This is a genomic window from Streptomyces sp. NPDC097595 (assembly GCF_044761525.1).
Taxonomy (GTDB): domain Bacteria; phylum Actinomycetota; class Actinomycetes; order Streptomycetales; family Streptomycetaceae; genus Streptomyces; species Streptomyces drozdowiczii_A.
This window is the reverse complement of record NZ_JBIWCN010000001.1, coordinates 355,245-379,284: the sequence shown is the minus strand read 5'-3', so window position 1 is coordinate 379,284 and position 24,040 is coordinate 355,245. Positions and strand designations below refer to the sequence as shown.

19 protein-coding genes are annotated in these 24,040 nt (G+C 73.5%); 5 read left to right on the top strand and 14 right to left on the bottom strand.

What is annotated here, in order from left to right; translation table 11 throughout:
* The first annotated feature begins 4 nt into the window (after window positions 1-4).
* On the top strand, window positions 5-925 hold the full coding sequence (locus tag ACIQZN_RS01660; protein ID WP_403986790.1) for a helix-turn-helix domain-containing protein: 921 nt from the start codon (window positions 5-7) through the stop codon (window positions 923-925).
* A 52-nt stretch (window positions 926-977) separates the two neighbouring features.
* The gene (locus tag ACIQZN_RS01655; RefSeq protein WP_403986787.1) at window positions 978-3,083 is read left to right on the top strand and encodes a glycoside hydrolase family 52 protein; all 2,106 of its coding nucleotides are present in this window, start codon (window positions 978-980) and stop codon (window positions 3,081-3,083) included.
* A 33-nt stretch (window positions 3,084-3,116) separates the two neighbouring features.
* On the opposite strand, the gene ACIQZN_RS01650 is transcribed toward ACIQZN_RS01655, so the two are convergent.
* The 9 genes from ACIQZN_RS01650 to ACIQZN_RS01610 form a co-directional block, all read right to left on the bottom strand.
* Window positions 3,117-5,795 carry a hypothetical protein gene (locus ACIQZN_RS01650; protein WP_403986784.1) on the bottom strand — a complete coding sequence of 893 codons (2,679 nt, stop codon included), beginning with the start codon at window positions 5,793-5,795 and terminating at the stop codon, window positions 3,117-3,119.
* A complete protein-coding gene (locus ACIQZN_RS01645) occupies window positions 5,792-6,526 on the bottom strand; it encodes an N-acetylmannosamine-6-phosphate 2-epimerase (RefSeq protein WP_403986781.1) in 735 nt (244 codons plus the stop codon). The genes ACIQZN_RS01650 and ACIQZN_RS01645 overlap by 4 nt, the downstream gene beginning before the upstream one ends.
* A gap of 17 nt (window positions 6,527-6,543) precedes the next feature.
* Window positions 6,544-8,322, bottom strand: a complete 1,779-nt coding sequence (locus ACIQZN_RS01640) for an FAD-dependent oxidoreductase (RefSeq protein ID WP_403986778.1) — start codon at window positions 8,320-8,322, stop codon at window positions 6,544-6,546.
* The gene (locus ACIQZN_RS01635) at window positions 8,319-9,848 is read right to left on the bottom strand and encodes a DUF4127 family protein (RefSeq protein WP_403986775.1); all 1,530 of its coding nucleotides are present in this window, start codon (window positions 9,846-9,848) and stop codon (window positions 8,319-8,321) included. Before ACIQZN_RS01635 ends, ACIQZN_RS01640 begins: the two co-directional genes overlap by 4 nt.
* Before the next feature lie 43 nt (window positions 9,849-9,891).
* Window positions 9,892-10,878, bottom strand: a complete 987-nt coding sequence (locus ACIQZN_RS01630; RefSeq protein WP_403986772.1) for an ROK family protein — start codon at window positions 10,876-10,878, stop codon at window positions 9,892-9,894.
* Window positions 10,875-11,672, bottom strand: a complete 798-nt coding sequence (locus ACIQZN_RS01625; RefSeq protein WP_403986769.1) for a GntR family transcriptional regulator — start codon at window positions 11,670-11,672, stop codon at window positions 10,875-10,877. Before ACIQZN_RS01625 ends, ACIQZN_RS01630 begins: the two co-directional genes overlap by 4 nt.
* The gene (locus ACIQZN_RS01620; protein WP_403986766.1) at window positions 11,669-12,589 is read right to left on the bottom strand and encodes a carbohydrate ABC transporter permease; all 921 of its coding nucleotides are present in this window, start codon (window positions 12,587-12,589) and stop codon (window positions 11,669-11,671) included. Before ACIQZN_RS01620 ends, ACIQZN_RS01625 begins: the two co-directional genes overlap by 4 nt.
* Complete coding sequence (locus ACIQZN_RS01615) at window positions 12,586-13,464, bottom strand: carbohydrate ABC transporter permease (protein ID WP_403986763.1); 879 nt, start codon at window positions 13,462-13,464, stop codon at window positions 12,586-12,588. The genes ACIQZN_RS01620 and ACIQZN_RS01615 overlap by 4 nt, the downstream gene beginning before the upstream one ends.
* Window positions 13,465-13,538: 74 nt before the next feature.
* The gene (locus ACIQZN_RS01610) at window positions 13,539-14,852 is read right to left on the bottom strand and encodes an ABC transporter substrate-binding protein (RefSeq protein ID WP_403986760.1); all 1,314 of its coding nucleotides are present in this window, start codon (window positions 14,850-14,852) and stop codon (window positions 13,539-13,541) included.
* A 254-nt stretch (window positions 14,853-15,106) separates the two neighbouring features.
* Here ACIQZN_RS01610 and ACIQZN_RS01605 point away from each other — a divergent pair, with 254 nt between their 5' ends.
* Entirely contained in the window at window positions 15,107-16,417 is a 1,311-nt protein-coding gene (locus ACIQZN_RS01605) for a DUF3370 family protein (protein ID WP_403986757.1), read from the top strand.
* Here the strand turns inward: ACIQZN_RS01605 and ACIQZN_RS01600 are convergent.
* The 3 genes from ACIQZN_RS01600 to ACIQZN_RS01590 form a co-directional block, all read right to left on the bottom strand.
* A complete protein-coding gene (locus tag ACIQZN_RS01600; RefSeq protein ID WP_403986754.1) occupies window positions 16,380-17,654 on the bottom strand; it encodes a beta-galactosidase in 1,275 nt (424 codons plus the stop codon). The two genes, ACIQZN_RS01605 and ACIQZN_RS01600, sit on opposite strands and share 38 nt — an antisense overlap.
* Before the next feature lie 541 nt (window positions 17,655-18,195).
* Window positions 18,196-18,723 carry a DedA family protein gene (locus ACIQZN_RS01595; RefSeq protein ID WP_403986751.1) on the bottom strand — a complete coding sequence of 176 codons (528 nt, stop codon included), beginning with the start codon at window positions 18,721-18,723 and terminating at the stop codon, window positions 18,196-18,198.
* Window positions 18,720-19,451, bottom strand: coding sequence for a class I SAM-dependent methyltransferase (locus tag ACIQZN_RS01590; protein WP_403986748.1), 732 nt, complete (start codon window positions 19,449-19,451; stop codon window positions 18,720-18,722). The genes ACIQZN_RS01595 and ACIQZN_RS01590 overlap by 4 nt, the downstream gene beginning before the upstream one ends.
* 132 nt (window positions 19,452-19,583) lie before the next feature.
* On the opposite strand from ACIQZN_RS01590, the gene ACIQZN_RS01585 reads away from it, so the two are divergent.
* Both ACIQZN_RS01585 and ACIQZN_RS01580 read left to right on the top strand, forming a co-directional pair.
* Complete coding sequence (locus tag ACIQZN_RS01585) at window positions 19,584-20,723, top strand: sensor histidine kinase (protein ID WP_403986744.1); 1,140 nt, start codon at window positions 19,584-19,586, stop codon at window positions 20,721-20,723.
* A complete protein-coding gene (locus ACIQZN_RS01580; RefSeq protein WP_403986741.1) occupies window positions 20,720-21,370 on the top strand; it encodes a response regulator in 651 nt (216 codons plus the stop codon). The genes ACIQZN_RS01585 and ACIQZN_RS01580 overlap by 4 nt, the downstream gene beginning before the upstream one ends.
* Here ACIQZN_RS01580 and ACIQZN_RS01575 read toward each other — a convergent pair.
* Both ACIQZN_RS01575 and ACIQZN_RS01570 read right to left on the bottom strand, forming a co-directional pair.
* Window positions 21,360-22,688, bottom strand: coding sequence for a sulfatase-like hydrolase/transferase (locus ACIQZN_RS01575; RefSeq protein WP_403986738.1), 1,329 nt, complete (start codon window positions 22,686-22,688; stop codon window positions 21,360-21,362). The genes ACIQZN_RS01580 and ACIQZN_RS01575 overlap by 11 nt on opposite strands.
* On the bottom strand, window positions 22,685-24,034 hold the full coding sequence (locus ACIQZN_RS01570; protein WP_403986735.1) for an MFS transporter: 1,350 nt from the start codon (window positions 24,032-24,034) through the stop codon (window positions 22,685-22,687). The genes ACIQZN_RS01575 and ACIQZN_RS01570 overlap by 4 nt, the downstream gene beginning before the upstream one ends.
* Window positions 24,035-24,040: the final 6 nt, after the last annotated feature.

Here is a 24,040-nt window from a genome sequence, read left to right as displayed (position 1 = left end):
GTCCGTGCGAGGGGATGACGGTCCGTGCCACGCCGCCCCGGGCGCCGTTTCGGCCGTCCGGGCGGGCATCGCCGACTACCCGCCGGGCGCCGTGTTCGGCCCAAGGCCGCTGCACGACTGGGAGTTGGTGTGGCTGCTCTCGGGCACCGCGGTGTGGACGCGCGGCGCGGAGCGGGTGCCGCTGCGGCCGGGAACGCTCCTGCTGATTCCGCCGGGAGCCCCGGACACCCTGGTCTGGGACTCGGTCGCGTCCTCCAGCCACGGCTTCGTCCACTTCACGCTCGCGGACGGTGCGCCGGTGGGCGGGGTGCGGAGCTGGCCGCTGACCCGGGAGGGGCCGCTCGGGGGCTGGTGCGCGTACGTCCTCTGGCTGGAGCGCGACCCGCTCCCGCGGGCGCACGCCCGTCAGGCCCTCGTGGTCTCCCTGCTCGTCGACACCCTGCTGCGCGGCCCGGTGCCCGAGAGCGCGGAGGGCGTACGGCTGCCCGGGCCCCTGATCGCCGCCGCCGAGGCGGTCGGGCGGGTCTGGGCCGAGTCGAGGGGGCCCGTGCCGATCGGGCTGGAGCCGCTGTGCTCGGCGGCGGCGTCCTCCCGTCGCCGGTTGTGCCGGCTGGCGTCGGAGGCCTTCGGTATGGGCCCGGTCGCGGCGGTCGAGGCGGTACGGCTGACGCGGGTGGCCTCGCTCCTGGACCAGAGCGACATGCCGGTCGCCGCGGTGGCCCGCGCCTGCGGGTACGCGAGTCCCTTCCACCTGTCACGCCGGTTCCGGGCCCGGTACGGGATGCCGCCGACCGTCTACCGCGAGACCACCCGGGTGCCCGGCACGGCGCCTCCGGGGCCCGCCGGGGACTCGGCGGCGCTGCGCGCGTTCGAGGACATCGTGCGGCGCGCGCAGCACAACCATGAGCTGCGGTCCGGCCCGTGAACCACCCCCGGAAATGAAATGCCCGACCGAATACGAGGGATGTCACACCCCCATGGAAACGATCTTCTACAACACCCACCACTCACCCGCGGGGGCCTTCGCGTCCTTCACCCTCGGACACCGGGGAGCGGAGGGCGGCCTGGGCCTGGAACTGGCGGGGCCGTCCCGTGACAACGTCTGGATCGGCGCCGAGTCCGCCGACGGGGAGCGGTTCGAGGCGCTCCCCTTCTTCTCGCCCGCCCCCGACGACCGGCTGCGTTTCGACTCCGAGGCCGTACGGACGGGCGCGGTCGGCGACCGTCCGCTCGTGGCCTTCCCCGACGAGGCGCTGTCCCGCGTCATGACAGCGGGCCGCGACACCTGGACCGCCGGGGACCTCGCCTTTACCGTGTGGTCGCCGACCGGCCCCCTTCCCGACCCGGACACGGCCGGCGACGACCAGCTCGCCGCCGCGTTCGTGCCGGCGGTCTTCGCCGCGCTGACCCTCGACAACACCCTCGGCACCCGGGCGCGCCGGGTGTTCCTCGGCTATCAGGGAGGCGACCGCACCCGGGGCATGCGTCACCTCGAACGGACCGGAACGCTGACCGCCGGGGTGGGCCAGGGGGCTTCCACCGCGCTGGCCACCGGCGACGAGGGGGTGCGCTCCGCCATCGGCTTCGACCTGGAGGACATCGTCAACTCACCGGACGGCGCGAACTGGGGCTTCGGCCTCGGCCCGGCGGGTGCCCTCGTCGCCACCGTCCCGGCCGGCACCCGGCGCACGATGCGGGTGGCGGTGTGCTTCCACCACGCGGGACCGGCCACCACGGGGCGTACGACCTCGTACCTCTACACCCGCTGGTTCCCGACGATCGAGGAGGTCGCCGACTACGCGTGCCGCGACTTCGCCGGGCTCACGTCGCGCTGCGAGCGGGACTCCGCGCGGTTCGACGCCCCGCATCTGAGCGCCTCGCAGCGCTTCATGCTGGCCCACGCCACGCGCGGATACTTCGCCTCGACCCAGGCCCTGGACGAGGCCGGCACGGCGCTCTGGGTGGTCAACGAGGGCGAGTACCGCATGATGAACACCTTCGACCTCACCGCCGACCAGGTCTTCTTCGAGGCGCAGCAGAATCCGTGGACCATCCGCAACGTACTCGACCAGTTCGCGGACCGGTACGCCTACGAGGACCGGGCACGGCTGCCCGGTGAGGCGGCCGACCACCCCGGGGGCATCGCCTTCACCCACGACATGGGTTTCGCCAACGCGTTCTCACCACCCGGGCACTCCTCGTACGAACGCTCAGGCACCGATGGCCTGTTCTCGTACATGTCTCACGAGCAGCTCGTCAACTGGGTGCTCTGCGCCGCCGTCTACGTCCATGCCTCGGGTGACAGCGCCTGGCTCGCGCGACGAACGCCGTTGCTCGGCAGGTGCCTTGAGAGCCTGGTCAACCGCGACCATCCGGATCCCGGGCTGCGGGACGGAGTGATGAGCCTGGACGGGGTCCGGTGCGGCAGCAGCGGGGAGATCACCACGTACGACAGCCTGGACGCCTCCCTCGGGCAGGCGCGGCGCAGCGCCTACTTGGCGGTCAAGACGTTCGCCGCCTATGTATGGCTGGCCCGCGCGCTGCCGGGTGCGCCGGGGGCGCTCGCCGGGGAGCAGGCACGGCGCTGCGAATCCACGGTGCTCGCGCACCGGGACGACCGGGGCGTCATTCCGGCGCTGCTCGACGAGGACTCGCACGGCGTCACCCTTCCGGTGATCGAGGGTCTCGCCCACCTGTGGGCGGCCGGTCTCACGGATGTGCTCGCGACGGACGGCCCCTACGGCGAGCTCGTCGCGGCGCTGCGCACTCACGTCGACGCGGTGCTCGTTCCGGGCATCTGCCTCTTCCCGGACGGCGGTTGGAAGCTGTCCGCGACCAGTGACAACTCCTGGCTGAGCAAGGTCTACCTCTGCCAGTTCGTCGCCCGGCACATCCTGGGCAGGCCGTCCGGCAGCCAGGACGCGAGGGCCGACGACGCCCACCTCTCCTGGCTGCTGCGGGCCGGGAACGCGGCATGGGCCTGGAGCGATCAGATGCTCGCCGGCGACGTCATGGCCAGCCGCTACTACCCTCGCGGCGTCACCGCGGCCCTCTGGCTGAACGAGGCCCCGGCGCGGGGGTGAGCAAGGCGCTCACCCCCGGCCCTCGTCACCGGATCACCCGGCGGTCGGCGGCACCACCCGCACGGTCAGCGTCGCGTGCGGGTCCAGCGGCCACGCGACGGCCTCCTCCCCTGCCTGCACGGGGGCCTCGCCGTTCGTCCGCTCGTCCAGCCGCGCCGGGGTGAGCAGGGTGCCGGGGGCGGCCGAGACGTGCGCGACGCGCTTCTCGGCACCGGGGTTGGAGAGGCGGAGGATCAAACCGTTGCCGTCCTCCGCCGTCTTCAGGGCGCCGAGCAGTGCCCCCCGCGCGGTGAGGGCGCTGCGGTGGCCGACCGGGTCGGTGCCCGGGCGGAGCTGCCAGGCCCTCGGCGGGGTACGGAACCGGGCGGCCGTCCGTACCAGGTCGTGGTCGCGCGCCACCGGGGCGCCCGTCGCCATCGCCACCTCGAAGGTCTGCCGTCCCTGGCACTGGGCCTCCGGGGTGGGCAGTGCCGGTCCGGCTCCGGTGGTCCGGCTGCGCAGGTCGAAGCGGGAGAGCCAGCCCACCGAGCGGAGCAGGGTGACGACGATCTCCTCGTCGGCGCCGGTGGGCGTCTCGCCGGCGCCGAGGCCGCGCATCTCGGGCAGGCCGGGGGCGATGAGCGCGGTGCGGTCCTCGTCCCGGCCGAGGGCGCCGAGGCTCTGGACGGGGGCGGAGCCGCAGACCGCCTCGTGCCCCTTCTCCTGGGGCAGGGGGCCCAGGTCCGCGGCGATGGGGCGCTCGATGAGGCTCCAGTGGCCGTCCCCGGTCCAGGTGCCGTCGCCGCCCCGGCCGGGAACGTGCAGCCGCAGGCGGTGGTCGGTCACCGTGTTGTCGAGCTCGATGCGCCAGCGCAGCAGCGGGTCGCCGTGCCACAGCGACACCTCGATGCGTACGGGCACCTCCCGGGTGCGGGCGGCCCGTGCCTCGCGGGTGGCGGTCAGGCCCACCGGGAGGTCGAGCACCGCGTCGATCTCCATGACCTGGCGCACCGGTGACGTCCGCACCCGGGAGGCGGTCAGCCTCGGGCGGACGACGCGGTCGTCGGCCGGGGGGTCGTAGTTGTACGTGTCTCCGCGGTCGCCCCCGTCCGTGAGCAGCCCGTAGCCCGCCTGTCGGGTGCCGTCGGGCCGGAGCCAGGTGAGCGAGGCGTCGGCGGCCGGGCTGAGGCTGCCCCCGTCCGGGGCGTCGAGAGCGGCTGTGTCCGCCAGGGCCAACTCGGCCTCGGCCAACGGGGCGTCGGCCAGGACCACCCGTACGACGTCGCAGCCGAAGCCGGTGAGCTCGGGGGTGCGGAAGCGGAGGCGGTGGCGGAAGGAGGGGCGGGAGTCCGGCAGGAGGTCGAGGTCCGCCGCGAACGCGGTCTCCTCGCCCAGCGGCTCGGCCTCGAAGGGTATGCCGTTCCCGTCCGCGTCGAGGAGTGCGACGGGGTGGCGGCCGGGTGCGGTCAGCACATCGGCCTCGATCACGCCTGCGGCGGTGTCGGCGTGCGGGTTGACCACGACGAGCCGCGCCTCGTCGTGCGGGCGGTCACCGTGGAGGCGTACGTCGTAGCCGGCGCGCAGCAGGGCGCGCTCGACCACCAACTCGCCGAGCTGCGTGACGCGTTCGTAGCGGACGGCGTTCTCGCGGTGCACCTCGTCGACGCTGCATCCGCACAGGGAGTCGTGCGGGGCGTTGCGCAGGAGCAGCTCCCAGGCGTGCCGGAGGTCGGCGGCGAGGGTGGCGTCGTGCGGTGCGTGCAGGGCGACCAGGGGTTCCGCCCAGCGTTCCAGCAGGTTCTGCGCGGCGGTGTTGGCCTGCTTGAGGTAGGTCCGCGCGGACAGGGTGCCGGGCAGGATGAAGGTCAGGTGGCCGGCCGGGTGGCGCAACTCGCCGTCCACCAGCGGAAGTGCGCCGACGACGGATTCGTCCCGGGCCGCGGCGAAGAACTCCTCAAGGGTGCTCTGGCGCAGCCGCGCCCCCTCGGCGTCGGCCACGGCGCCGAGGGACGCGATCCGCCGCCCGGGGTCGGAGGGCGCGAGGTGGTCCCCGCCGTTCATCAACAGCCAGGGCCCCTGGGCGAGTCGCTTGCGTTCGCCGTCGAGGAAGGCGGTCAGACGGGCGGAGTCCGCCGCGTCGTCGCCGTCGCCCGCGCCCCAGAGGACCTCGGCCCCGTGGTACCCCTGGTTGACGGCGAAGACCTCGGAGCCGTCCGGCGAGCGCCAGCGGAAGCGTGCGACCCCGTCCGGGGCGCCGCGCCACACCAGCGCGGTGTCCATCCCGAAGCCGTTCAGCAGCCTGGGGAGGTCGGCGGGGTGGCCGAAGGCGTCCGGCGAGTAGCCGACCGAGGCGAGGGCGCCCTTGCCGGGGGCCCAGCGGCGCGCGGTCAGCAGGTTGCGGACCAGGTTCTCGCCGGAGACGAGCTGGTTGTCGGCGAGTACGTGCCAGGGGCCGAGGGTGAGCCGTCCGGCTTCGGCGTGGGCGCGCAGCCGGTCGGCGAGGTCGGGGCGCAGCGCGGCCACGTCGGAGAGGACGATCGTCTGCCCATCGAGGTGGAAGGCGCTCATCCGGCCCTCGTCCAGCTGCGTGCAGACGCGTTCGGCGAGTTCGACGAGGCGGGCGCGGAAGGCTTCGAAGGGGCGGTACCACTCGCGGTCCCAGTGGACATGGGTGACGACGTGGCAGTCCACCTGGTGTGCCTCGGCTGTCGGGGCGTTCGGCGTCGTGGTCATGCGGGTGTCTCCTCGGCGAGGGGGTCGCCGGCGCCGCGCAGGGCGGTGGCGAAGCGTTCGGTGATGGCGGTGGGGCGGGTGATCGCGCCACCGACGACCACGGCGTGGGCGCCGAGGGCGAGGGCCCGGGCGGCCTCCTGGGGGGTCGAGATGCGTCCCTCGGCGATGACGGGGACGTCGAGCTCGGCGGCGAGTTCGGCGAGGAGCTCGAAGTCGGGCCCGGGCGGCACGGGGCCGTCGGTGGTGTAGCCGGAGAGGGTGGTGGCGACGGCGTCCGCGCCCGCCGCGCGTGCGGCGATCCCCTCCTCGACGGTGGAGACGTCCGCGATGACGGGCACCCCGTCGGCGTGGAGCGCGGTGATCGTCTCGGTCAGGGTGAGGCCGTCGGGGCGGGGCCGGCTGGTGGCGTCGAGCGCGACGATGTCCGCGCCCGCGGCGGCGACGGTGCGTGCGGCGGCGAGCGTGGGGGTGATGTAGACGCCGGTGTCGCCCTGCTTCCACAGTCCGATCACGGGCACGGGTACGGCGGCTCGTACCGCCGCGATGTCCTCGGGCCCGTTGACGCGTACCCCGCTCGCGCCTCCCCGGAGGGCGGCCACGGCCATCCGGGCCATGATGGCGGCGCCGAACAGCGGTTCTCCCGGCAGCGCCTGGCAGGAGACGACGAGGGAGCCGGCGATGCGGCCGAGCGCTTCCTCGCGGGGCGTGGGGTGGTCTTGCGCGCTGTGCACGGGGGGCCTTTCGTTGTTCATTGGTTCTCCGCCCGGGTGGGCAGCGCCCGGGCGACGGCGGACCAGAGAGCCGCGGCGGCCTCCACCCACGTCGTCCCGGTGGGGTCCGGTGTCGGTACGGGGACGGGGCCCGGGTCCCCGAGCAGGCGGGCGGCGGCCTCCCGCAGCGACGCGAGCGCGGGTTCGGTGACCGGTGCGTCCGGGTCGGCGGTCAGCTGCGCGGCCCGTGGCCCGGTGAGGGCACCGGCCGCGCCGAGGAGCTGGACGGCCACGAAGTGGGGGTGTCCGGGGCCGACATCCAGCGTCCAGGCCAGGGGCACCCCACTGCCGGCCAACGCGGCCTGCAACCAGGTCAGTTCGCGCCGGTCGGCGACCACCCGGGCGGGCGTCAGGGAGCGCAGGCACGCCTGGGCGGCGAGGGCGCCGGCGGCCTCACCGACCGCCCACTCCCCCTGGTGCACCCGGTAGGCGGAGGCCGCGACCTGGGTCGCCCCGAGGTTCTTCGCGGCGGCGAGGAGGTTGACCGGGGCCGGTGCGACGAGGGCCGACAGGGGGATCTGGAAGGGCGCGGTCGGCGCGTACGCGCTCTGCGGATGGCCCACCCTGCTGTGCAGGTCCATGTGGTACATCGCCAGGCCACCGGAGTCGGCGAAGCCGGCCGCCCGGGCTCGGCCCGGTACGGGTTCCAGGTCCTGCTGCCGGACGGGGCGGGCCGTGCGCAGCCGTCGCGACTCGCGCAGATAGGGCTCCTCCGCGTATCCGTCCGGGGTGCCGCTGACCTCGGGAACGAGCCGGAGTTCGGGGTGGCCGAGGCCGCCGTCGTCGCGGGGGCACTCGGTGCGCAGCCAGTGCAGGAACGCCTCGGACAGCCGCTTGGCCTCGGTGTACGCGCGTGCGGGGTCGTCCAGGGCCGAGGTGTCCGCGTAGTCGTTGCCCGCCCAGTTGATGAGGGCGGCGTCCCGGCCGCCGAGGACCGCGCCCTCGCGCAGCCGCCGGTAGGTCCAGAACGGCGGGTGGCCGTCGGGGCCGTCCTCGAACATGCGGTAGCGGTGCGCCCGGCCGTCCCAGCCCGCGATCTCCAGGGTGAAGGGCTGCGCCTCACGCCACCGGGCGTAACCGGGGGGTGCGTCTCCCACCGGTCCGGTCTCCCCCGGCGGCGCCTTCTCGACCACGAAGCCGACCGTGCAGGACTGCACCGCGCCGGGCTGCGCCGGGCCCGGCAGGGCGAGGGATTCGCCGTACGCGTCCCGGCCCTCGGAGCCGCAGACCCAGGGCGCCCCAGCCATCGGCAGCAGGTCGCCGGCCTCGGTGGCGTCGCAGAAGACCTCGCCGGTCAGCGTGGTGACGCGCTCGTCCCCGGGCGCCCGGAAGTCGATCCCGGTCACCCGGTCGCCGTCCTTGCGCACGGCGACGGGCGCGAGTTGTCGCAGGACGGTGAGCCGGCCCGCCGTGATGTGTGGGGCGAGCAGGGTTTCCAGGGCCTTCTCGGCGGCGGCCGGTTCGCAGCACAAGCGGCTGACCCAGCCGCCGCCGGGGTTGTCCACGCCGTCGTACTGGGCGCGGATCGCGGCGCGGAAGGCGGCGTACGAGGTCGAGGCGCCGCCGGTCTCGATGTGGGGGTGCTCGTCGAGTGCGGGGACGAGCTGGGTGGTTGCCTGGCCGCCCAGCCGGGTGCGGGCGGCGGCCAGCAGCACCGTGCGGCCGGCTCGGGCGGCGGCCAGGGCGGCGGCGACGGCGCCTAGTCCGGAGCCGACGACCACCACGTCCGCCGTCCGGTCAAGTGCGGTACGGGTCACCGGGACTCCTCGGGGTGGGTGGGGGTGAGGGCGAAGTCGGCCTCGAAGGTGCGGTGCCAGGGAAGGCGGACGCTCTCGGGCACCAACGCGTGTCCCAGTTCGGGCAGTTCGGCCGCGCACCGGGCGAGGCCCTGGGCGATCTCGGTGAGGACGGTGTGGTCCGGCGGTACGTGGTCGTGGGCGCCGAGCACACTGCCCAGCGTGGTGCGCGCGGCCGCGCGTACCCGGGTCATATAGCCCCAGTCCTCGATGAACCGGTGGGCGAGCAGCAGGCGGTGGGCCCGCTCGTCGAAAGTGCCGGCCCGCCGGGCGAGGACGACGGTGACACCATGGGCCACGGCGGTCCCCAGGGTGTTGCCGGCGGTGTTCCATCCCGCGTAGGCGGTGAGCCGGCCGGCGACGCCCGCCCGGTGCAGGGCCTCCACGAGGAGCGGGTCGGCCCCGTTGGGCTGGGCGCAGTCCGCCACGGCCACCTCGTGGCCGCCGTCGAGGAGTTCACGGGCTCGCGCCGCGAGGGCGCGGGCGGTGGTGGCGGCGGATTCGAGGCGCTGGCCGGGCGGGGCGACGGCCCAGTCGCCGGACCCGTCCGGGGTGTGGACGAGGAGATGCAGACCCGCATCCGGGTCGTCGGTGAGCACGGCTCCGCAGGCGGCGATCTGCCCCGCCGCTGTGTCGGCGACCGGCATGTTCTCGTACGGGGCGACGGTGCGCAGCCCGGCCGGGTCGACGGCCTCGACGGCGACGGTCACGGGCGGCCCGCCGAAGAGGTCGCGGAGGGTGCGGGCGACCAGCGCGGTCACGGCCTCGTCGGCTCCGGGGCGCACGGCGACCCGGCTGCCGAGGCCGAGGCGGTCGCGCCAGAGTCGCAGCTGGGCGAGCTCGGCGGTGGCCAGGCCCCAGGGGGCGGTGTCGTCCGCGCCCACGACCAGGGTGTCGAGGCGGCCCCGGGCGACGAGGTCCAGGCCGGCGAGGTTCAGGGTGTGGTTGCGGAGGCGGCGGCCGAGGAAGTCGGCGCGGACGGCCTCCGGGATGCCGGTGGGCGCGGCGGGGCCGGCGGCCTGCTCCTCGGCCCGGTGCAGGGCTGCGGAGTGGCGGTGCAGGGCGGGGCCGTACGGATTCCAGTAGTCCGGTTCCTCCATGGCGTCGGCGGAGTCCGGGGTGCGGGTCACCAGCGTGACGCCGTGCACCGGGCGGTCCGTTCCGGCCCAGGCGGCCAGTCCGTCCCAGTCGCGCAGGACGTCGTGGGCGGACGCGGTCCCGGTGCGGGAGGCGATCAGCCCGCCGTGCCCGAGCATCTCCAGGCTCACGACGGCCGCGTCGCAGTCGGCCGCCCGTTCCGCGAGCCAGGCGCTGAGCCCGCGGGGGTCTCCAGGGGTACGCAGTCGGGGCAGCAGCTCCGACGGGGGCAGGGCGAGCCGGACGCCGGCGACGGCGGCGATCCGCGCGGGCAGTTCGGCGCAGGCCGGACGCTCGTCCAGCGGCAGGAGCGCCACGACGGCCTCGGGCCGGCGGGGTTCGTCACTCACGACAGGGTTTTCCTCAACGGGTGGTGGGGTCGGGGCGGCGGGTTCAGGACCGGGGCCGGAGCGTTTCCCGGGCGTGCTCGGCGGCACCGAGGGCGACGGCGTCGGCGCCCAGGGCCGCCGTGGTGACGGGTACGCCGTGCAGGAGGGGCAGGGTGTGCTCCTCGACCGCCCGGCGCAGGGCGTCCCCGTACCAGCGGCCGGATTCGAGGACGCCGCCGGCGAGCACCACGACGTCCGGGTCGAGTGCGCTGACGATCCCCGCGAGGGCGGTGCCGAGCGCGGTGCCGCCGCGCGTCAGGACCGTACGGGCCTCCTCGTCCCCCGCTTCGGCGGCTGCGGCGACGGCGCGGAGGTCGTCCGGGGCCCGCTGTCCCTCCGGGGTCGCCGCCCGCAGGAGCCGGGTCATCGCGGGCCCCGAGGCGACGGCCTCGACGTGTCCCGTGCGTCCGCAGGGGCAGGGCAGCCGCTCCGCCCCGGGGACCGGGAGGTGGCCCAGGTGCCCGGCGGCGCCGTGCGCACCGGTGAGGACCCGGCCCCCGACGGCGAGGGCGCCGCCTATGCCGGTGCCCGCCATGACGCCCACGGCCGTGTGCGCGCCGGCCGCGGCCCCGGCCGACAGCTCGCCCGCCAGGAACGCCTGGACGTCGCCCAGCACCGCGACGGGCAGGCCGAGCACGCTTTCCAGCCGGGCAGCGAGCGGTGTGCCCGCCCAGCCCGGCAGGGCGTCGGTGGCGGCGGCGATGGTGCGCCCGTCGGGGGCGACGACGCCGGCGGTGCCGACGCCGGCGGCGGCCACGCGCAGCCCCTGGGCCCGGGCCGCCGCGCGCACGATGTCGGCCACCTGCGCGGCGGCGGCGACCACGGCGTCGGGGCCTTCGGCGGCCGGGGTCGCGGTCTGCGCCCGGGACAGCACGCGGCGGTCCCCGTCGAAGAGCACCGCGACCGTCTTGGTGCCGCCGATGTCGATGCCCAGGAGGGCGGTGCCGCCGGCGGGCCGGGGGGTGGGTTCCCCTTCGGCAGGGTGTGTCATGGGTGCGGCTCTCTGGTGATGGTCAGCCGGTAGTCGTAGCGGTCGGCGCGGTAGAGGCTCACCGCGCGCTCCACGGCGCGGCCCCGGATGTCGCGGGTGACGCGCTCGACGTGGAGGGCCGGGAACTGGGCGGGTACGGAGAGGAGTTCGGCCTCGCGGGGGCCGAGGACCGTGGCCCGGATCATCTGGTCGGCCTGTTCGGGGGCGGCCCCGGCCCGCTCCAGCCGGCCGTACAGCGACTGCGGATCGCCCTCCTCGACCAGGCCGGGGACGAGTGCCTCGGGCAGCCACACGTTCTCCAGGCACATCGGCTCGCCGTCGGCCAGGCGCAGGCGTTCCAGGTGCACCACGGGGCTGCCGGGGGCGAGGAACAGGTCGCGGGCGCAGGCGAGATCGGCCTCGGCGCGCTCCAGGACGAGGAGCCTGCTGGCGGGCTTCATGCGCCGGCTCCGGATGTCCTCCGAGAACGAGGTGAGGTACAGCGTCTTGCTGATGGTGGAGGGGTCGGCGACGAAGGTGCCCGCGCCCTGCACGCGGTAGACCCGGTTCTCCTGGGTCAGTCGCTCCATGGCGCGGCGCACGGTCATGCGGCTGACGCCGTAGCGCTGCATCAGCTCGCGTTCGCTGGGCAGCGGCGCGTGCGGGGCGAGTCCGTCGTCGATGAGTGCGAGCAGTTCGGTGCGCAGCGTCTCGTGCTTCGGTGCGCGCTCCTCGGCCCCGGCCGGGTCGGCCTGCCGTCCCGCCACTCCCCTGCCGGCCGTCGCACGCTGCGGCTTGTGCGCTTGCTCTGTCATCCCTTGACCGCCCCCTCGCCCACTCCACGGAAGAAGTACCGCTGCAGGCTGAAGAAGAGAACGAGCAGCGGGACCACGGCCATCATCGTGCCTGCGGCCACGACCCGCTGATCATTGGTGAAGGTGCCGGACAGGTACTGGATGCCCACGGTGAGGGTGTAGTGGGCCGGGTCGGACAGGACGATCAGCGGCCACAGGAAGTCGTCCCAGGCGAAGACGAAGCTGAAGATGGCGACCACGGCGATGGTGCCGCGCACGGCGGGCAGGGCGATGTGCGCGAAGCGCTGCCACTCGCCCGCTCCGTCGAGCAGCGCGGCCTCCTCGACCTCGCGCGGCAGGTGCCGGAAGGCGTTGCGGAACAGCAGGACGGACAGGCCGGTGACGGCGGTCGGGAGCATGACGCCCAGCAGGGTGTCGTTCAGCCGCAGGGAGCGCATCATCAGGAATTCGGAGACCATGATGGACTCGAACGGGATGATCATCGTGGCCAGGAAGATGCCCAGGGCCAGCCCGCGCCCCCTGAACCGCATCCGCGCGAGCGCGTAGCCGGCGAGTGACCCGAAGAGGCAGTTGGTGACGGCGCTGCCGGCCGAGACGAGCAGGGAGTTGAGGCCGTAGTGGAACACCGGGACGGTGCGTGCGGCCTCGGCGTAGTGGCTGAGCGTGGGGTGGTGCGGCAGCAGTTGCGGCGGATAGCCGAACACCTGCTCGCCGACGCCCTTGAGGGAGGTGGACAGCTGCCACAGGAAGGGGCCCACGGTGAGGACGAGGACGGCGGCGAGCAGTACGTAACGCACGACCAGGCCGAGGACGGCCCGGCGCGCCATGGGCCGCCGGGAGGACGGCTGCCGGCGGGGCGCGGTGGCGGGCGCCCGGCGGCCGGCCGGGGCGGGTGCGGTGGTGAGTGCGGTCTTCACGCCTGCTCCTCCTTGGAGTTGAGCTTCGTGACGAAGACCGAGAGGCCGAGGGTGGCGACGAAGAGGGCGAGGCTCATCGCCGAGGCGTACCCGGCCTCGCCGCCGAGCCCGAGGCCGGTCTCACGGATCGTGTACACGAGCGTGCGGGCTTCGCCGCCCGGGCCCGCGCTGCCGTTGCTGAGGGTGTAGACCTCCGCGAAGACCTTCGCCGACGCGATCGAGGCGAGGGTGGCGACCAGGATCATGGTGGGCCGGAGCAGCGGCACGGTGACGCTGAAGAAGCGGCGTACCGCGCCCGCGCCGTCGACTTCGGCGGCCTCCAGCAGGGACCGGGGCACGTTGGCGAGGGCCGCGAGGTACACGACCATGTAGTAGCCGAGGCCCTTCCACACGGTCATGGCCATCGCGCTGATCAGCAGCCAGTGGGAGTCGGTCAGGAACGGGACGGGCTCGGTGACGACGTGCAGGCCGCGCAGCGCCGAGTTGACGAGTCCGTCGCTGGAGAGCAGCCACGACCAGATCAGGCCGGCGACGACCATGGAGGCGACGACCGGGGAGTAGAACACGGCCCGGAAGAAGCCGATGCCGGCGATACGACGCTGCACGAGAACGGCGACCAGGAGCGGCAGGACCACCATCAGCGGCACGACGATCACCACGTAGAGCGCGGTGTTGCGCAGGCTGAGCCAGAACTGCTCGTCGTGGATGAGCCGTTGGTAGTTGGCGGCGCCGGTGAAGTGGCCGCCGCCCAGGGTGCTGGCGTCGGTGAACGACAGGATCGTGGTGTTGCCGAACGGGATGATGAAGAAGGTGAGCGCGACGGCGAGCGCGGGGGCGAGGAACAGCCAGGGTACGTACCAGCGTCGGCCGGTCACGGGAACCTCCGTGCGGAAGGGAGCGGCGGGCGGGCCGGGGGTGCCCTGCCCGCCGCGGGTGTGCGGGGTGGTGATCAGCCGGCGGTGATGGCGTCGGCGGCGTCGACGGCCTGGTCCAGGGCCTTCTGCGGGGTGAGCTTGCCCTGGAGCGCGAGCTGGACCTTGCCGACGACGGCCTGGGTGACGCGTGCGTCGTACTGGACGGGGACCAGGTTCTGCCCCTTGGCGATCTGCTGGGCGGAGATCCTGCGGGCCTGCGCCTCGACCGAGCCGTCCCCGGCGTCCGTGAAGTACGGGTCCTTGAGGGCCTTGGTGACGCTGGGGAGCACGGTCACGATCTTGCTGAAGGCCAGCTGGTTCTCGCTGTTGGCCATGTACGAGGCGAAGGCGACGGCCGCGTTGCGGTTCTTGCTCGTCTTGGGGACGAGCAGCCCCATGACCGACATGTTGGTGGCGCCGGACTCACCGGTGATCTGCGGGCCGACGGCCGTCTGCTCGGCGATCTTCGGTGCGTTCTGCTTGATGATGGTCAGGAAGTTGGGCCCGGAGGGGAAGAGTCCGACCCGGCCCGCCTGGTACGCCTCGGTCTCCTTGCTGTGGTCCTGGGTCAGGGAGTCCTTGGGGTAGACGCCCTTCTTGTAGGCGTCGACCAGCTTGGCGAGGTAGGCGGCGGCCTCCGGCGTGTTGAAGGTCCACTTCTTCCCGTCCTTGTCCAGCAGCGGCACTCCCTGCTTGGCGAGGTCGGTGATGAACCGGTTCTCCAGCGCGGGGTGGGCGCCGTAGAAGGACCCCTTGCCCGCCTTGGAGAGGGCGGATCCGTCGGCGAAGAGCTGGTCGAAGGAGGCCGGGGGCTTCGCGGGGTCGAGCCCGGCCTTCTTGAAGAGGCTCTTGTTGTACATGGTGACCTCGGAGGTGAGGTACCAGGGGATGCCGTACGAGCCGCTCCGCCCCGGCACCGTGAACGCCTGCCAGGCGCCGGGGATGTAGTCCGCCTTGACGTCGGACGCGGCGGTGTCCATGTCGATGAACTGGCCCTTGGCCTCCAGCGCCTGCGCGAACTGGGGGTTGAGGTTGACGACGTCGGGCAGCGCCCCGGCGGCCGCGTCGGCGGTCAGCTTCTCCTGGGCGCCCTGGAAGGGGATGTCGACCCACTTCACGTTCACGCCGGGGTTCTTCTTCTCGAAGGCGTCGATCACACCGTTCACGTACGTGGTGAAGGTGGGCTTCAGCTGCAGCGTCTCGAAGGTGACCGTGCCCTTGAGCGGCCCCTTGGCGGCGCCGGCGGGCTCGTTGCCGTCGTCGGACGAGCCGCTGAGGCCGCAGGCGGAGGTGAGGGCGCCGATCACGGCGAGGGCGCAGGCGAGGCGGAGACCTCTGGACGAGGACATGACGCTCCTTGGGGCATTCCGGGGGCACGGCCGGAGAGAGAAGAGGGGTCGGCGCGGAGCCGAAGACCAAGTGGTCCGTACCACTTGCAGGCTTGAGTGTGCTCAGCCGCGCCCACGGCGTCAAGGGGCGGCCGACAAGTTTCTTCCGGTACCTCCCTGACACCCGCTCACCCGTCACGCCGAGCCGCCAACCCCTTGCGGCCCACGGTTTTACGTGCATTGATATGCGCCAACATCTCAAGAGAGGACCAGCGATGCCCTCCCTCCCCACCCGGCGCACCTTCCTCGCGGCGCTGCCGCTGACCGCTGCGGCCCTGAGCGTTCCGATCACGGATGCGGCGGCCCACCCGTCCGGACACAGAAGACGTACGGACCACTTGAAGAGGCACCGGGCCGCCGGCACCCAGGCCGCGAGCTTCGGTGAGAGTGCCTGGACGGCCGGTACGCCGACCGCTCCGGGCCCCACGGTCGCCCGGGAGCTGCTGCACCAACTCCCGGGCTCCGCAGGCGGATCGGAACTCGTCGTCTCCAACAACCCCGAGACGGTCACCGGCCCCGGATGGCTCATGCAGCACGCCCGGACGACGAGCACCCGCGGCGGCTCGGCACACGCCCTGTCGGGCACCTTTCCGCTGTACCTGTACCACCAGAACAGCACCGGGAAGGCGGCCTGGCTGCATGTGCTGGTCTCCAACCCGGGCACGGCTCCGGTCACCGTCTCCGCACGTGGCGCCGCATGGACCAACGCGGACAAACCCCTGGTGCAGGACCCGGCCGCCCGCGCCGGGACCGGCCCCTGCTACGCCACCTCGGCCGACTGGCTGTCCGGGAACGTGAAGCAGTACCTCTCCCCCGCCCAGGTGGCACCGGGGCACATGGTCGAGGCGGCGCGCCTGCCCATGACCGGGTCCATCCTCGACGGCCTGCTGGAGATCACGGCGAGCGCCGGGGTGTACACGTACACGGTCGTCACCACGGACGGCAGCACTACCACCGCCGTCAACCTCTCCCAGACGGACAGCGCGGCGGCGCCCGGGAACATCGTGTCCCAGACGGACACCACGTACGGGCGCGAAGCCGGTGTGTACGGCGCGTCGAGGTGGGACACCGGCCGCGCCGTGGTGGACGTGGCCGGTGCAGGCCACCACCTCGGCATCGCGGTCAACACCACGGTCCGGCAGGTCGCGGCGCTGGACCAGACGTCTCCGGCCACCGCCGCGCTGAGCGATTCCTCGGCGCGCAGCTGGGGCAACTACGGGCTCCGCTACGACGTGGACCTGGAGCTCCGCAACCCCGCTCCGGGGACGCGCACGGTCCGCCTCACCTTCGGGTCCAAAGTCACGGCCGCGACCGACGTCCCGGGCGACACCTGGAACGGCGCGACGGCCCTGTCGGTGGACGGCGGCGCCGAGGAGATCCGCACGGTGTACGTACGCCCCACCGTGCCCCGGGACGAACTGGCGACGCTGACCGTACCGGGCGGCGGGACCCGGCGCGTCACCCTCCGCTTCATGGTGCCCGGCCTGATCACCGCGGGCTCGCAGCTGCTGCTGGAGAGCGTGTAAGGGTCACCGGGCCGGGGCCGTCGCCGCCCCGGCCCGCCTCGCGCAGGGTGACGGCCCCGCCCGCCGGGATCGCCACGACGCCGCCGTTCCCGGTGCGGAACTCGACCGGTGCGGTGCCGTGGTTGAGCAGGAAGAGCCAGGAGCCGTCCGGGCCGGAGCGGCGTACGGCTTCGACGTCCTCGGGGGTCTTTGCCGCCGGGCGCAGTCCCGCGTCCCGGGCGAGCCCGCGCAGCAGCGCCCGCAGCGTCGCGGCCGACGCGCGGGTCGCGACGTACCGGCCGGTCCCCGAGCCGTGACGGTGCCGGGTGACGGCGGGCCCGCCCGGCGCGGGTCCGCCTTCGGGGCCGTCCGCGAACCGGACGACGGTCTCGCAGCCGCGCGGCTCCACGCGTTCCGCCCAGTGCGTGGCGGTGGTGGCGTCGGTGAGTCCGACCGTCACGCCGTCGCGCAGCGGGAGGTATTCGTCGACGCGCAGACCGAGCACCGTGCGCAGCGCACCCGGGTAGTGGCCCGGGTGCACCCGGTCCTGCCCGTCCACGACGCCGCTGAAGCAGCCCACCGCGAGGTGGCCGCCGGCGTGGACGTACCGGGTGAGTGCCTCGGCGTCCTCGTCGCCGAGGAGGTAGAGGTTGGGGGCGAGCACGGCCTTGTAGGGGGCGAGTGGGGTGCCCGGGGGGACGACGTCGCAGGTGATGTTGAGGCGCCACAGCGCTTCGTACCAGTCGCGGACCAGGTCGAGGTAGCGCATGCGGTCGGACGGGCGGGCCTCCGCCTCCAGCGCCCACCAGTTGTGCCAGTCCAGGAGGAGGGCGACGTCCGCTTCGACGCGGCTGCCGGCGACCTCGCGGAGTGCGTGCAGTTCGGCGCCGAGGTCGACGGCCTCGCGCCAGACGCGGGTGTCGGTGCCGCCGTGCGGAAGCATCGCGGAGTGCCACTTCTCGGCACCGGCGCGGGATTGGCGCCACTGGAAGAACATGAGGGCGTCGGCGCCTCGGGCCAGGTGGCCGAGGCTGTTGCGCCGCAGCTCCCCGGGCTGCTTGGCGATGTTGACCGGCTGCCAGTTGACGGCCGAGGTCGAGTGCTCCATGAGCAGCCAGGGGCGACCGCCGGCCGCTCCCCGGGCCAGGTCGGCGTTGAGCGCCAGGTCGATGTGGCCGTTCACATCGTGGGCGGGGAGGTAGTGGTCGAGGGAGACGATGTCGCACGCGGCGGCCGCTGGAAGCGCTTGCACGGCCATGCGGGAAGGCCGGTGCGGACCCCCCGCGGGCACGGCGTCGCTGTCCCCCTCAGGGCGGAGGGGCACAGCGACACGGGCCGAGGCGGAGCGGGGTGCCCGGGGAGGCAGGCGCCCTCGCCCTGCCTCAGTCCTTCGCAGAGAGAGTCGGCAGGTACCCCTGCGCCTGTCCCCTCGCGTTGGGGTGGTAGCTCTCGTGCACGGGGATCCGCGTGCTGTTCAGCCACTAGTCGGCCGAGCAGATCTCGTGGTTGGTGAAAGCACCCCGCACGTCCCCGAAGGCGAAGCCGTACGCGGACGCACGGCCGGAGACGACGGAGTCGATGGTGTCCGCGGCTCCGTTGATGGCGCTGCGGCTGGTGTCACTGATCCCGAACGAGCAGGAACCGCCGCTCCGAGCTGACCGTTGATCACGCCCTGGGTGGTCGCGCCGGAACAGGCGGCGAAGACGATGGAGGACGGGCTGTTGGCCGAGGCCCACAGCTGGGGGTAGGCGGCCGGACCGGCCCCAGCAGTATCAGCGGACAGGAGGATTTGGTGTGCCCTAGATGTTCTGTCCGAGGAGATGCTGCAGGGATGTGGCCGCCGTGTAACCGGTGCCCGCCTCGACCGCCGCCCACACCGGTGCGACGAGGGCGCTGTACGGAGCGATGCGCCGGTAGGGCACCCCGGTGGCGCCGGCCAGGTGAGGCGTGAGCGTACGGACGACGGGGACGAAGCGCGTCAGCAGCAGCGCCTGCCCGCCGCGCCGGGCCATGAGCCTTTCCGCGCGCTGCCAGGTGGCGGCGGGGACACGTCGGCCGACGCCCGCCGTGCGCAGGCGGACGCCGAGCACGGACCCCGTGCGGTGGGCCAGGAGGTCTCCGGCGATCACCGCACCGGAGACGACCGCGATGACCGGAAGGAGGTCCAGCTCCCCGGCGCGCGCGAGGGCCCCGGCGGTCAGCAGCAGGGTGAGGGTGGGCACGAACGCGCCGACCAGGAGGACGGACTCCGCGAGGACGGCCGCGACGAGGATGAGATAGGCGGCCGGGGCGGGCACGTCGGCGAGGGCCGTGGACAGCGCGTTCACCGGTCGGCCCGGACGGGGGTGCGCACGGCGAGCGCGGGCGGGGCCGCGGCTTCGGGGCGTCGGAGCTGCCACACCCGGGCCGGCGGCAGGTTGGCCCAGACGGTCCAGCAGCCGGTCGCGTAACGGCGCTGGTAGCCGGTCATGATCTGCTCGGCCCGCTGGTGGCGGCGAGACTCCGCCCGGCCGGACAGCAGAGTCCGTGCCGTGTGCGTGCCGAGGTACGCGAAGTAGGTGAGGGTGCCGCCGGGACGGAGCAGTTCCAGATACCGGTCCATGACCGCCTCGACCTGACGGGGCGTGAAGTTGGTGAGCGGCAGACCCGAGACGATGACGTCGTAGTCGCGGCCGGTGTCCAGCTCCTCGACGTATCCCTGATGGACGCGGACCTGTTCCGGCCGCCCTGCGAGGCGGGGGTGGGTGTGGACGAGCCGGCGCAGCGCGCCGGTGAAGCGCGGGTTGGCGTCGACGACGTCGAGGCGGCTGCCCGGGGTGAGCTGCGGAATGAGGGCGCGGGTGACGGCCCCGGTGCCCGCCCCGGCCTCCAGGACGGTCAGGGGCCGGTGCGCCAGGGCGCGCACCGGATCCGTGAGCGCGCGGGCCAGGGCCTTGCCGCTGGGGGCGACGGCGCCGGTGGTGCGCAGGTCCCGGGCGGCCTCGATGAGGAACATCCAGCCCTCGGCATGGCGCTGCGCGAGAACACGGTCGTGTGAGTTGGTCCATTCGTCCATGGATTCGACGCTAGGGAGCGGACGGCTCCGAGGAGTCCGCCTATGTGCGACCGTCCTGCCCTACGAAAGTAGGGGGCGCGGACGGCGGAACGGCGGAGTCCGCGCGGTGGCGGGCCGCCTAGGCTCGGCCAGGTGAGCTGGAAAGAGCGGCCCTCGTGGAGGGCGTACGGGCGATGGGGCCTGGTGGCCGTGCTGACCCTGGCGGCCGTGCAGAACAACGCCTCCACCTCGGGCGGCGCCTATCTGACCCCGCCGACCGCGGCCGCGCTGCTGTGCGGGGCGGCCCTGCTCGTACGCCGGGGGCCCTGGTACGTGGCCCCCGCCCTGGCCACCACCGCGGCTGCCGTGTGGGGGTGGCCGATGCTGCCGCTCCTGCTGCTCGCGCTCTTCGACCTGGCGGTCGCCCGCCCCGCCCGGATCGCGGTGGGGTGCGCGGTGGTCGCGCTGGCCGCCAACGTGGTCACGAAGCCCGCGGTCTCGTTGTGGACGCCGCAGCAGTACGGCTCCAGCCTGTTCCTACTGCTCGCCGTCGTCGGCGGGATGTGGCTGGGCGGCCGACGCCGTCTGGAGCGGGCCCTGCACGCCCAGGTGGATCACCTGCGCGTCGAGCGGGAGCTGCGCGAGAGCGCCGTCCGGTCCGCCGAGCGGTCGCGGATCGCCGCCGAGATGCACGATGTGCTCGCCCACCGCCTGAGCCTGATCGCCCTCCACACGGGCGTGCTCGGCACCAGGGACGACGGCCTGCCCGCCCCGGTTCGCGACCGCCTGGCCCTGCTGCGTACCGCCTCCACCGACGCCCTGGCCGACCTGCGGGACGTGTTGGGCGCCCTGCGCGAAACGGGCCTCGACCCGCAGCCCGCCCCGCCGGTTCTGCGCGAGGTGGGCGAGCTGGTGGAGCAGGCGCGCGCGGCCGGGCAGCAGGTCTGGACCGAAGTGATCGGCGACGCGGGGCAACTCCCCGCCGCCCACCGCCTGGCCGTCTACCGCATCGTCCAGGAGGCCCTGTCCAACGCCCGCAAGCACGCCCAGGGTGCTCCGGTCCGCATCCGGCTCGACTACGGGCCGCCCGCCACCCTGGTCGAGGTCACCAACGCCCCGGGGGCACCGGCTGCGGGCGTCGTCGATTCCGGCTTCGGCTTGGTAGGACTGAACGAAAGGGTCAAGGCGCTGGGCGGAGACCTCCACGCCGGGCCCGGCGGCGCGGGCGCCTGGCGGCTGGCAGCCCGTATCCCCCACCCCTCCGGCACCGAGAAGAACGGCTCCCCCACATGATCCGCGTCCTGATCGCCGACGACGACGCCCTGGTCCGCCTCGGCCTCGCGGACCTCCTGGACGGCGACGACGGCATGGAGGTGGTCGCCCAGGCGGCGGACGGCCTGGAGGCCGTCGAGCTCGCCACCGCCCATCGCATCGACGTCGCGCTGGTCGACGTACGGATGCCGCGCATGGACGGCATCGCCGCCACCGCCCGACTGCGGGCACTGCCCCATCCGCCGGGCGTCATCACGCTGACCACCTTCGACCTGGACGAGTACGTCTACAGCGCGCTGGCGGCGGGGGCCGATGGTTTCCTCCTCAAGGACACCGACCCCGCCGAGATCCTGCGCGCGGTGCACCTGGTCGCCGCCGGATCGGCCATGCTCCATCCCAGCGCCGCGCGCCGCGTCATCGACCGCTACCACCGGTCCGGCCGGGATCGGGCGACCGCTGCCCGCTCCCGGCTGGACCGCCTCACGCCACGTGAGCGCGACGTGCTGGCTCTGCTCGCCCAGGGCCTGACCAACGCGGACATCGCCGGCCGGCTCCACATGCGCGAGAGCACCGTCAAGGCACACGTCAGCCGTATCCTCACCGCGCTCGACGTCACCAACCGGGTCCAGGCCGCTCTGCTGGCCCGGGACGCGGACCTCACCCCCTGACGGGCTCCGGAACGATCTCCGGCCGAGGCTCCCCGGAGTCGGCGATGCGGTCGGCGAGCCGTTGGCGCAACGCTGCGCGGACGTCGGCGAGGGCCGGATCGCCCACGAGGTTGGTGAGCTCCCGCGGGTCGGCGTCGAGGTCGTAGAGGTAGGTGTCGACGTACCGCTCCGCCCGGGCCGCGTGGCGGGCGTCGGCGTCCGGTGCGGTGACGCCGTACTTCCAGCGGGAGGTGCGCAGCGCCCGGCCCACCTCGGACTCACTGATCTGGATCAGGACGTCCTCGGGTCGTCCGGTGCTCTCACCGCGTACCAGAGGCAGCAGGGAGTGTCCCTGCATCGCGGCGGGGACCGGCAGACCGGCCGCGTCCAGCAGGGTCGGCGGCAGGTCGACGTGGCCGACGAGCTGGGGCAGGGGGACGCCGGTGTCGAGGCTGGGGCCCGCCAGGACCGTGGGCACGCGGAGGGACGCGTCGTGGCAGCTGCGCTTGTACTCGTCGTTGCGGGTCTTGAAGTGGCAGCCGTGGTCGGAGGTGAACAGGATGAGGGTGTTGTCCAGTTCGCCCCTCTTCTCCAGGGTGGCGACGATCCGCTCCAGCACCTCGTCCAGGCGTCGCACCATTCCGTAGTAGCCGGCCAGGTGCTCGGGCCAGTTGCCGTCCAGCGCTTCGAGGTCGGCCGGCACCCAGCCCTCGTCCCCCGCGTAGCGGTCGGCGTATTCGTGCGGCGCGGGGTAGTCGTCGCGGCTGTTCTGGTGGTGCGGTTCGAGGAAGGACAGGAACAGGAAGTACGGGGAGTCGCGGTCCTGTTCGATGTAGCGGATCGCGGCTTCGCCGAGGGCGTCGGCGCGGTAGCCGTCGAAGGTGTGCGGAGCGCCGTCGTTGTCGTACAGCGTGGTCTCGTACGCGTCGGAGGTGAACTCCAGCAGATTCGCGGCGAGCCAGTACCGGTAGCCCGCCCGGTCCTCCTCGGGGACCGCGCCCGCGTAGTCGTCGCCCGCGAGGTGCCACTTGCCGATGTAGCCGGTGTCGTAGCCGGCCGCCGCGAAGTGCCGCGCGAGGGTGGGGGTGGTGGGCGGCATGGGAATGCCGTTGCGGTGCACGCCGGTGGTCGTGGGGTACATGCCGGTCTGCAGCGAGGCGCGGGAGGGGGCGCAGACGGGCTGGTTGGTGAAGGAGTTCTCGACGAGCACACCGCGCCGGGCGAGGCGGTCGAACGCCGGGGTGAGGCCCAGCGGGTTGCCGTGGGCGCCGGTGGTGTCCCAGCGCTGCTGGTCGGTGAAGAAGACCAGGACGTTGGGGTGGGTACGGGTGGTGCTCATGCGTGGGTCCTGTCCTTGTGCGGGGTCGCGGTCTCGGGTGCCGTCCGGGCCTCGATCTCGGAGACGTCCAGCTCACGGGTCTCGCGCAGCGCCGCGGCGGACGCGAAGGAGATCAGGCCGACGGTGACGAGCAGCAGCGCGATGGGCCAGCTCGCTCCGGCGGCGACGACCAGGGCGGTGGCGAGGAAGGGGACGAAGCCGGCGACCATGGCCGACGCCTGCGAGGCGATCCCGAGCGCCGAGTAGCGCACGCGTGTCCCGAAGAGCTCGGTGAAGTAGGTGCCCTGGACGGAGTTCATGCCGATGGCGCCGCCGATGGCCGCCAGGCCCATGGCGGTCCAGGCGAGCGGGGTCGAGTGGGAGTCGAGGAACCAGAAGTAGGGGAAGGCCGACAGGACGACGAAGGAGGCGCCGGCGAGGTAGACGGGGCGGCGGCCCACCCGGTCGGAGAGCGCCCCGGCGAACGGGATGGCGACCAGGCACAGGATGTTGTAGAAGACGATGCTCAGGAGCGCGACGGTCTTGCCGTACCCCATGGTCGTGGTCACGTAGGCGATGGCGAACGGCTGGTAGATCTGCGAACTGGCGGCTTCACCGATACGGGCGCCGAAGGCGAGGGCCAGGGTGCGCGGGTAGGTGCGTACGGCGGTGATCAGCGGCATCTTCTCCTGCGTGCCGGTGTTCTTGACCCGGGCGAACTCGGGGGTCTCCTCGATGGTGCGCCGGACGAGCAGTCCGGCCGCCATCAGGACCAGGCTCAGCCAGAACGGCACACGCCAGCCCCAGGCGAGGAACTGGTCCTCGGGCAGCAGGGAGAACAGGCTGGTCAGGCTGACGGCGATCAGATAGCCGATCGGGCCGCCGACCTGGGTCAGGCTGCCGTAGAACCCCCGGCGTGCGCGCGGGGCGTGTTCCACGGTGAGGAGGGAGGCCCCGGCCGATTCGCCGCCGAGGCCGAGACCTTGCAGCAGACGCAGGAGTACGAGGAGGGCGGGCGCCCACAGGCCGATCTGGCGGTAGTCGGGCAGCATGCCGATGAGGAAGGTCGCGGCGCCGATGATGAGCATGGTGGCGACGAGGCACTTCTTGCGGCCGATGCGGTCGCCCAGGTGGCCGAAGAGCAGAGCCCCGATGGGGCGCAGGACGAATCCGGCTCCGAAGGTGGCCAGGGCGGCCAGGGTGCCGACGGCCGGGTCGACGTCGGGGAAGAAGATCTTGTTGAAGACGAGTGCGGCGGAGATGCCGTAGAGGTTGAAGTCGTACCACTCCAGGGCGGCGCCGGAGAGGCTGGCCGCGAGCACCTTGCGCATGGGCTGGCTCTGCGGCTGTATGTGCGGGGACGTCACGTGAAC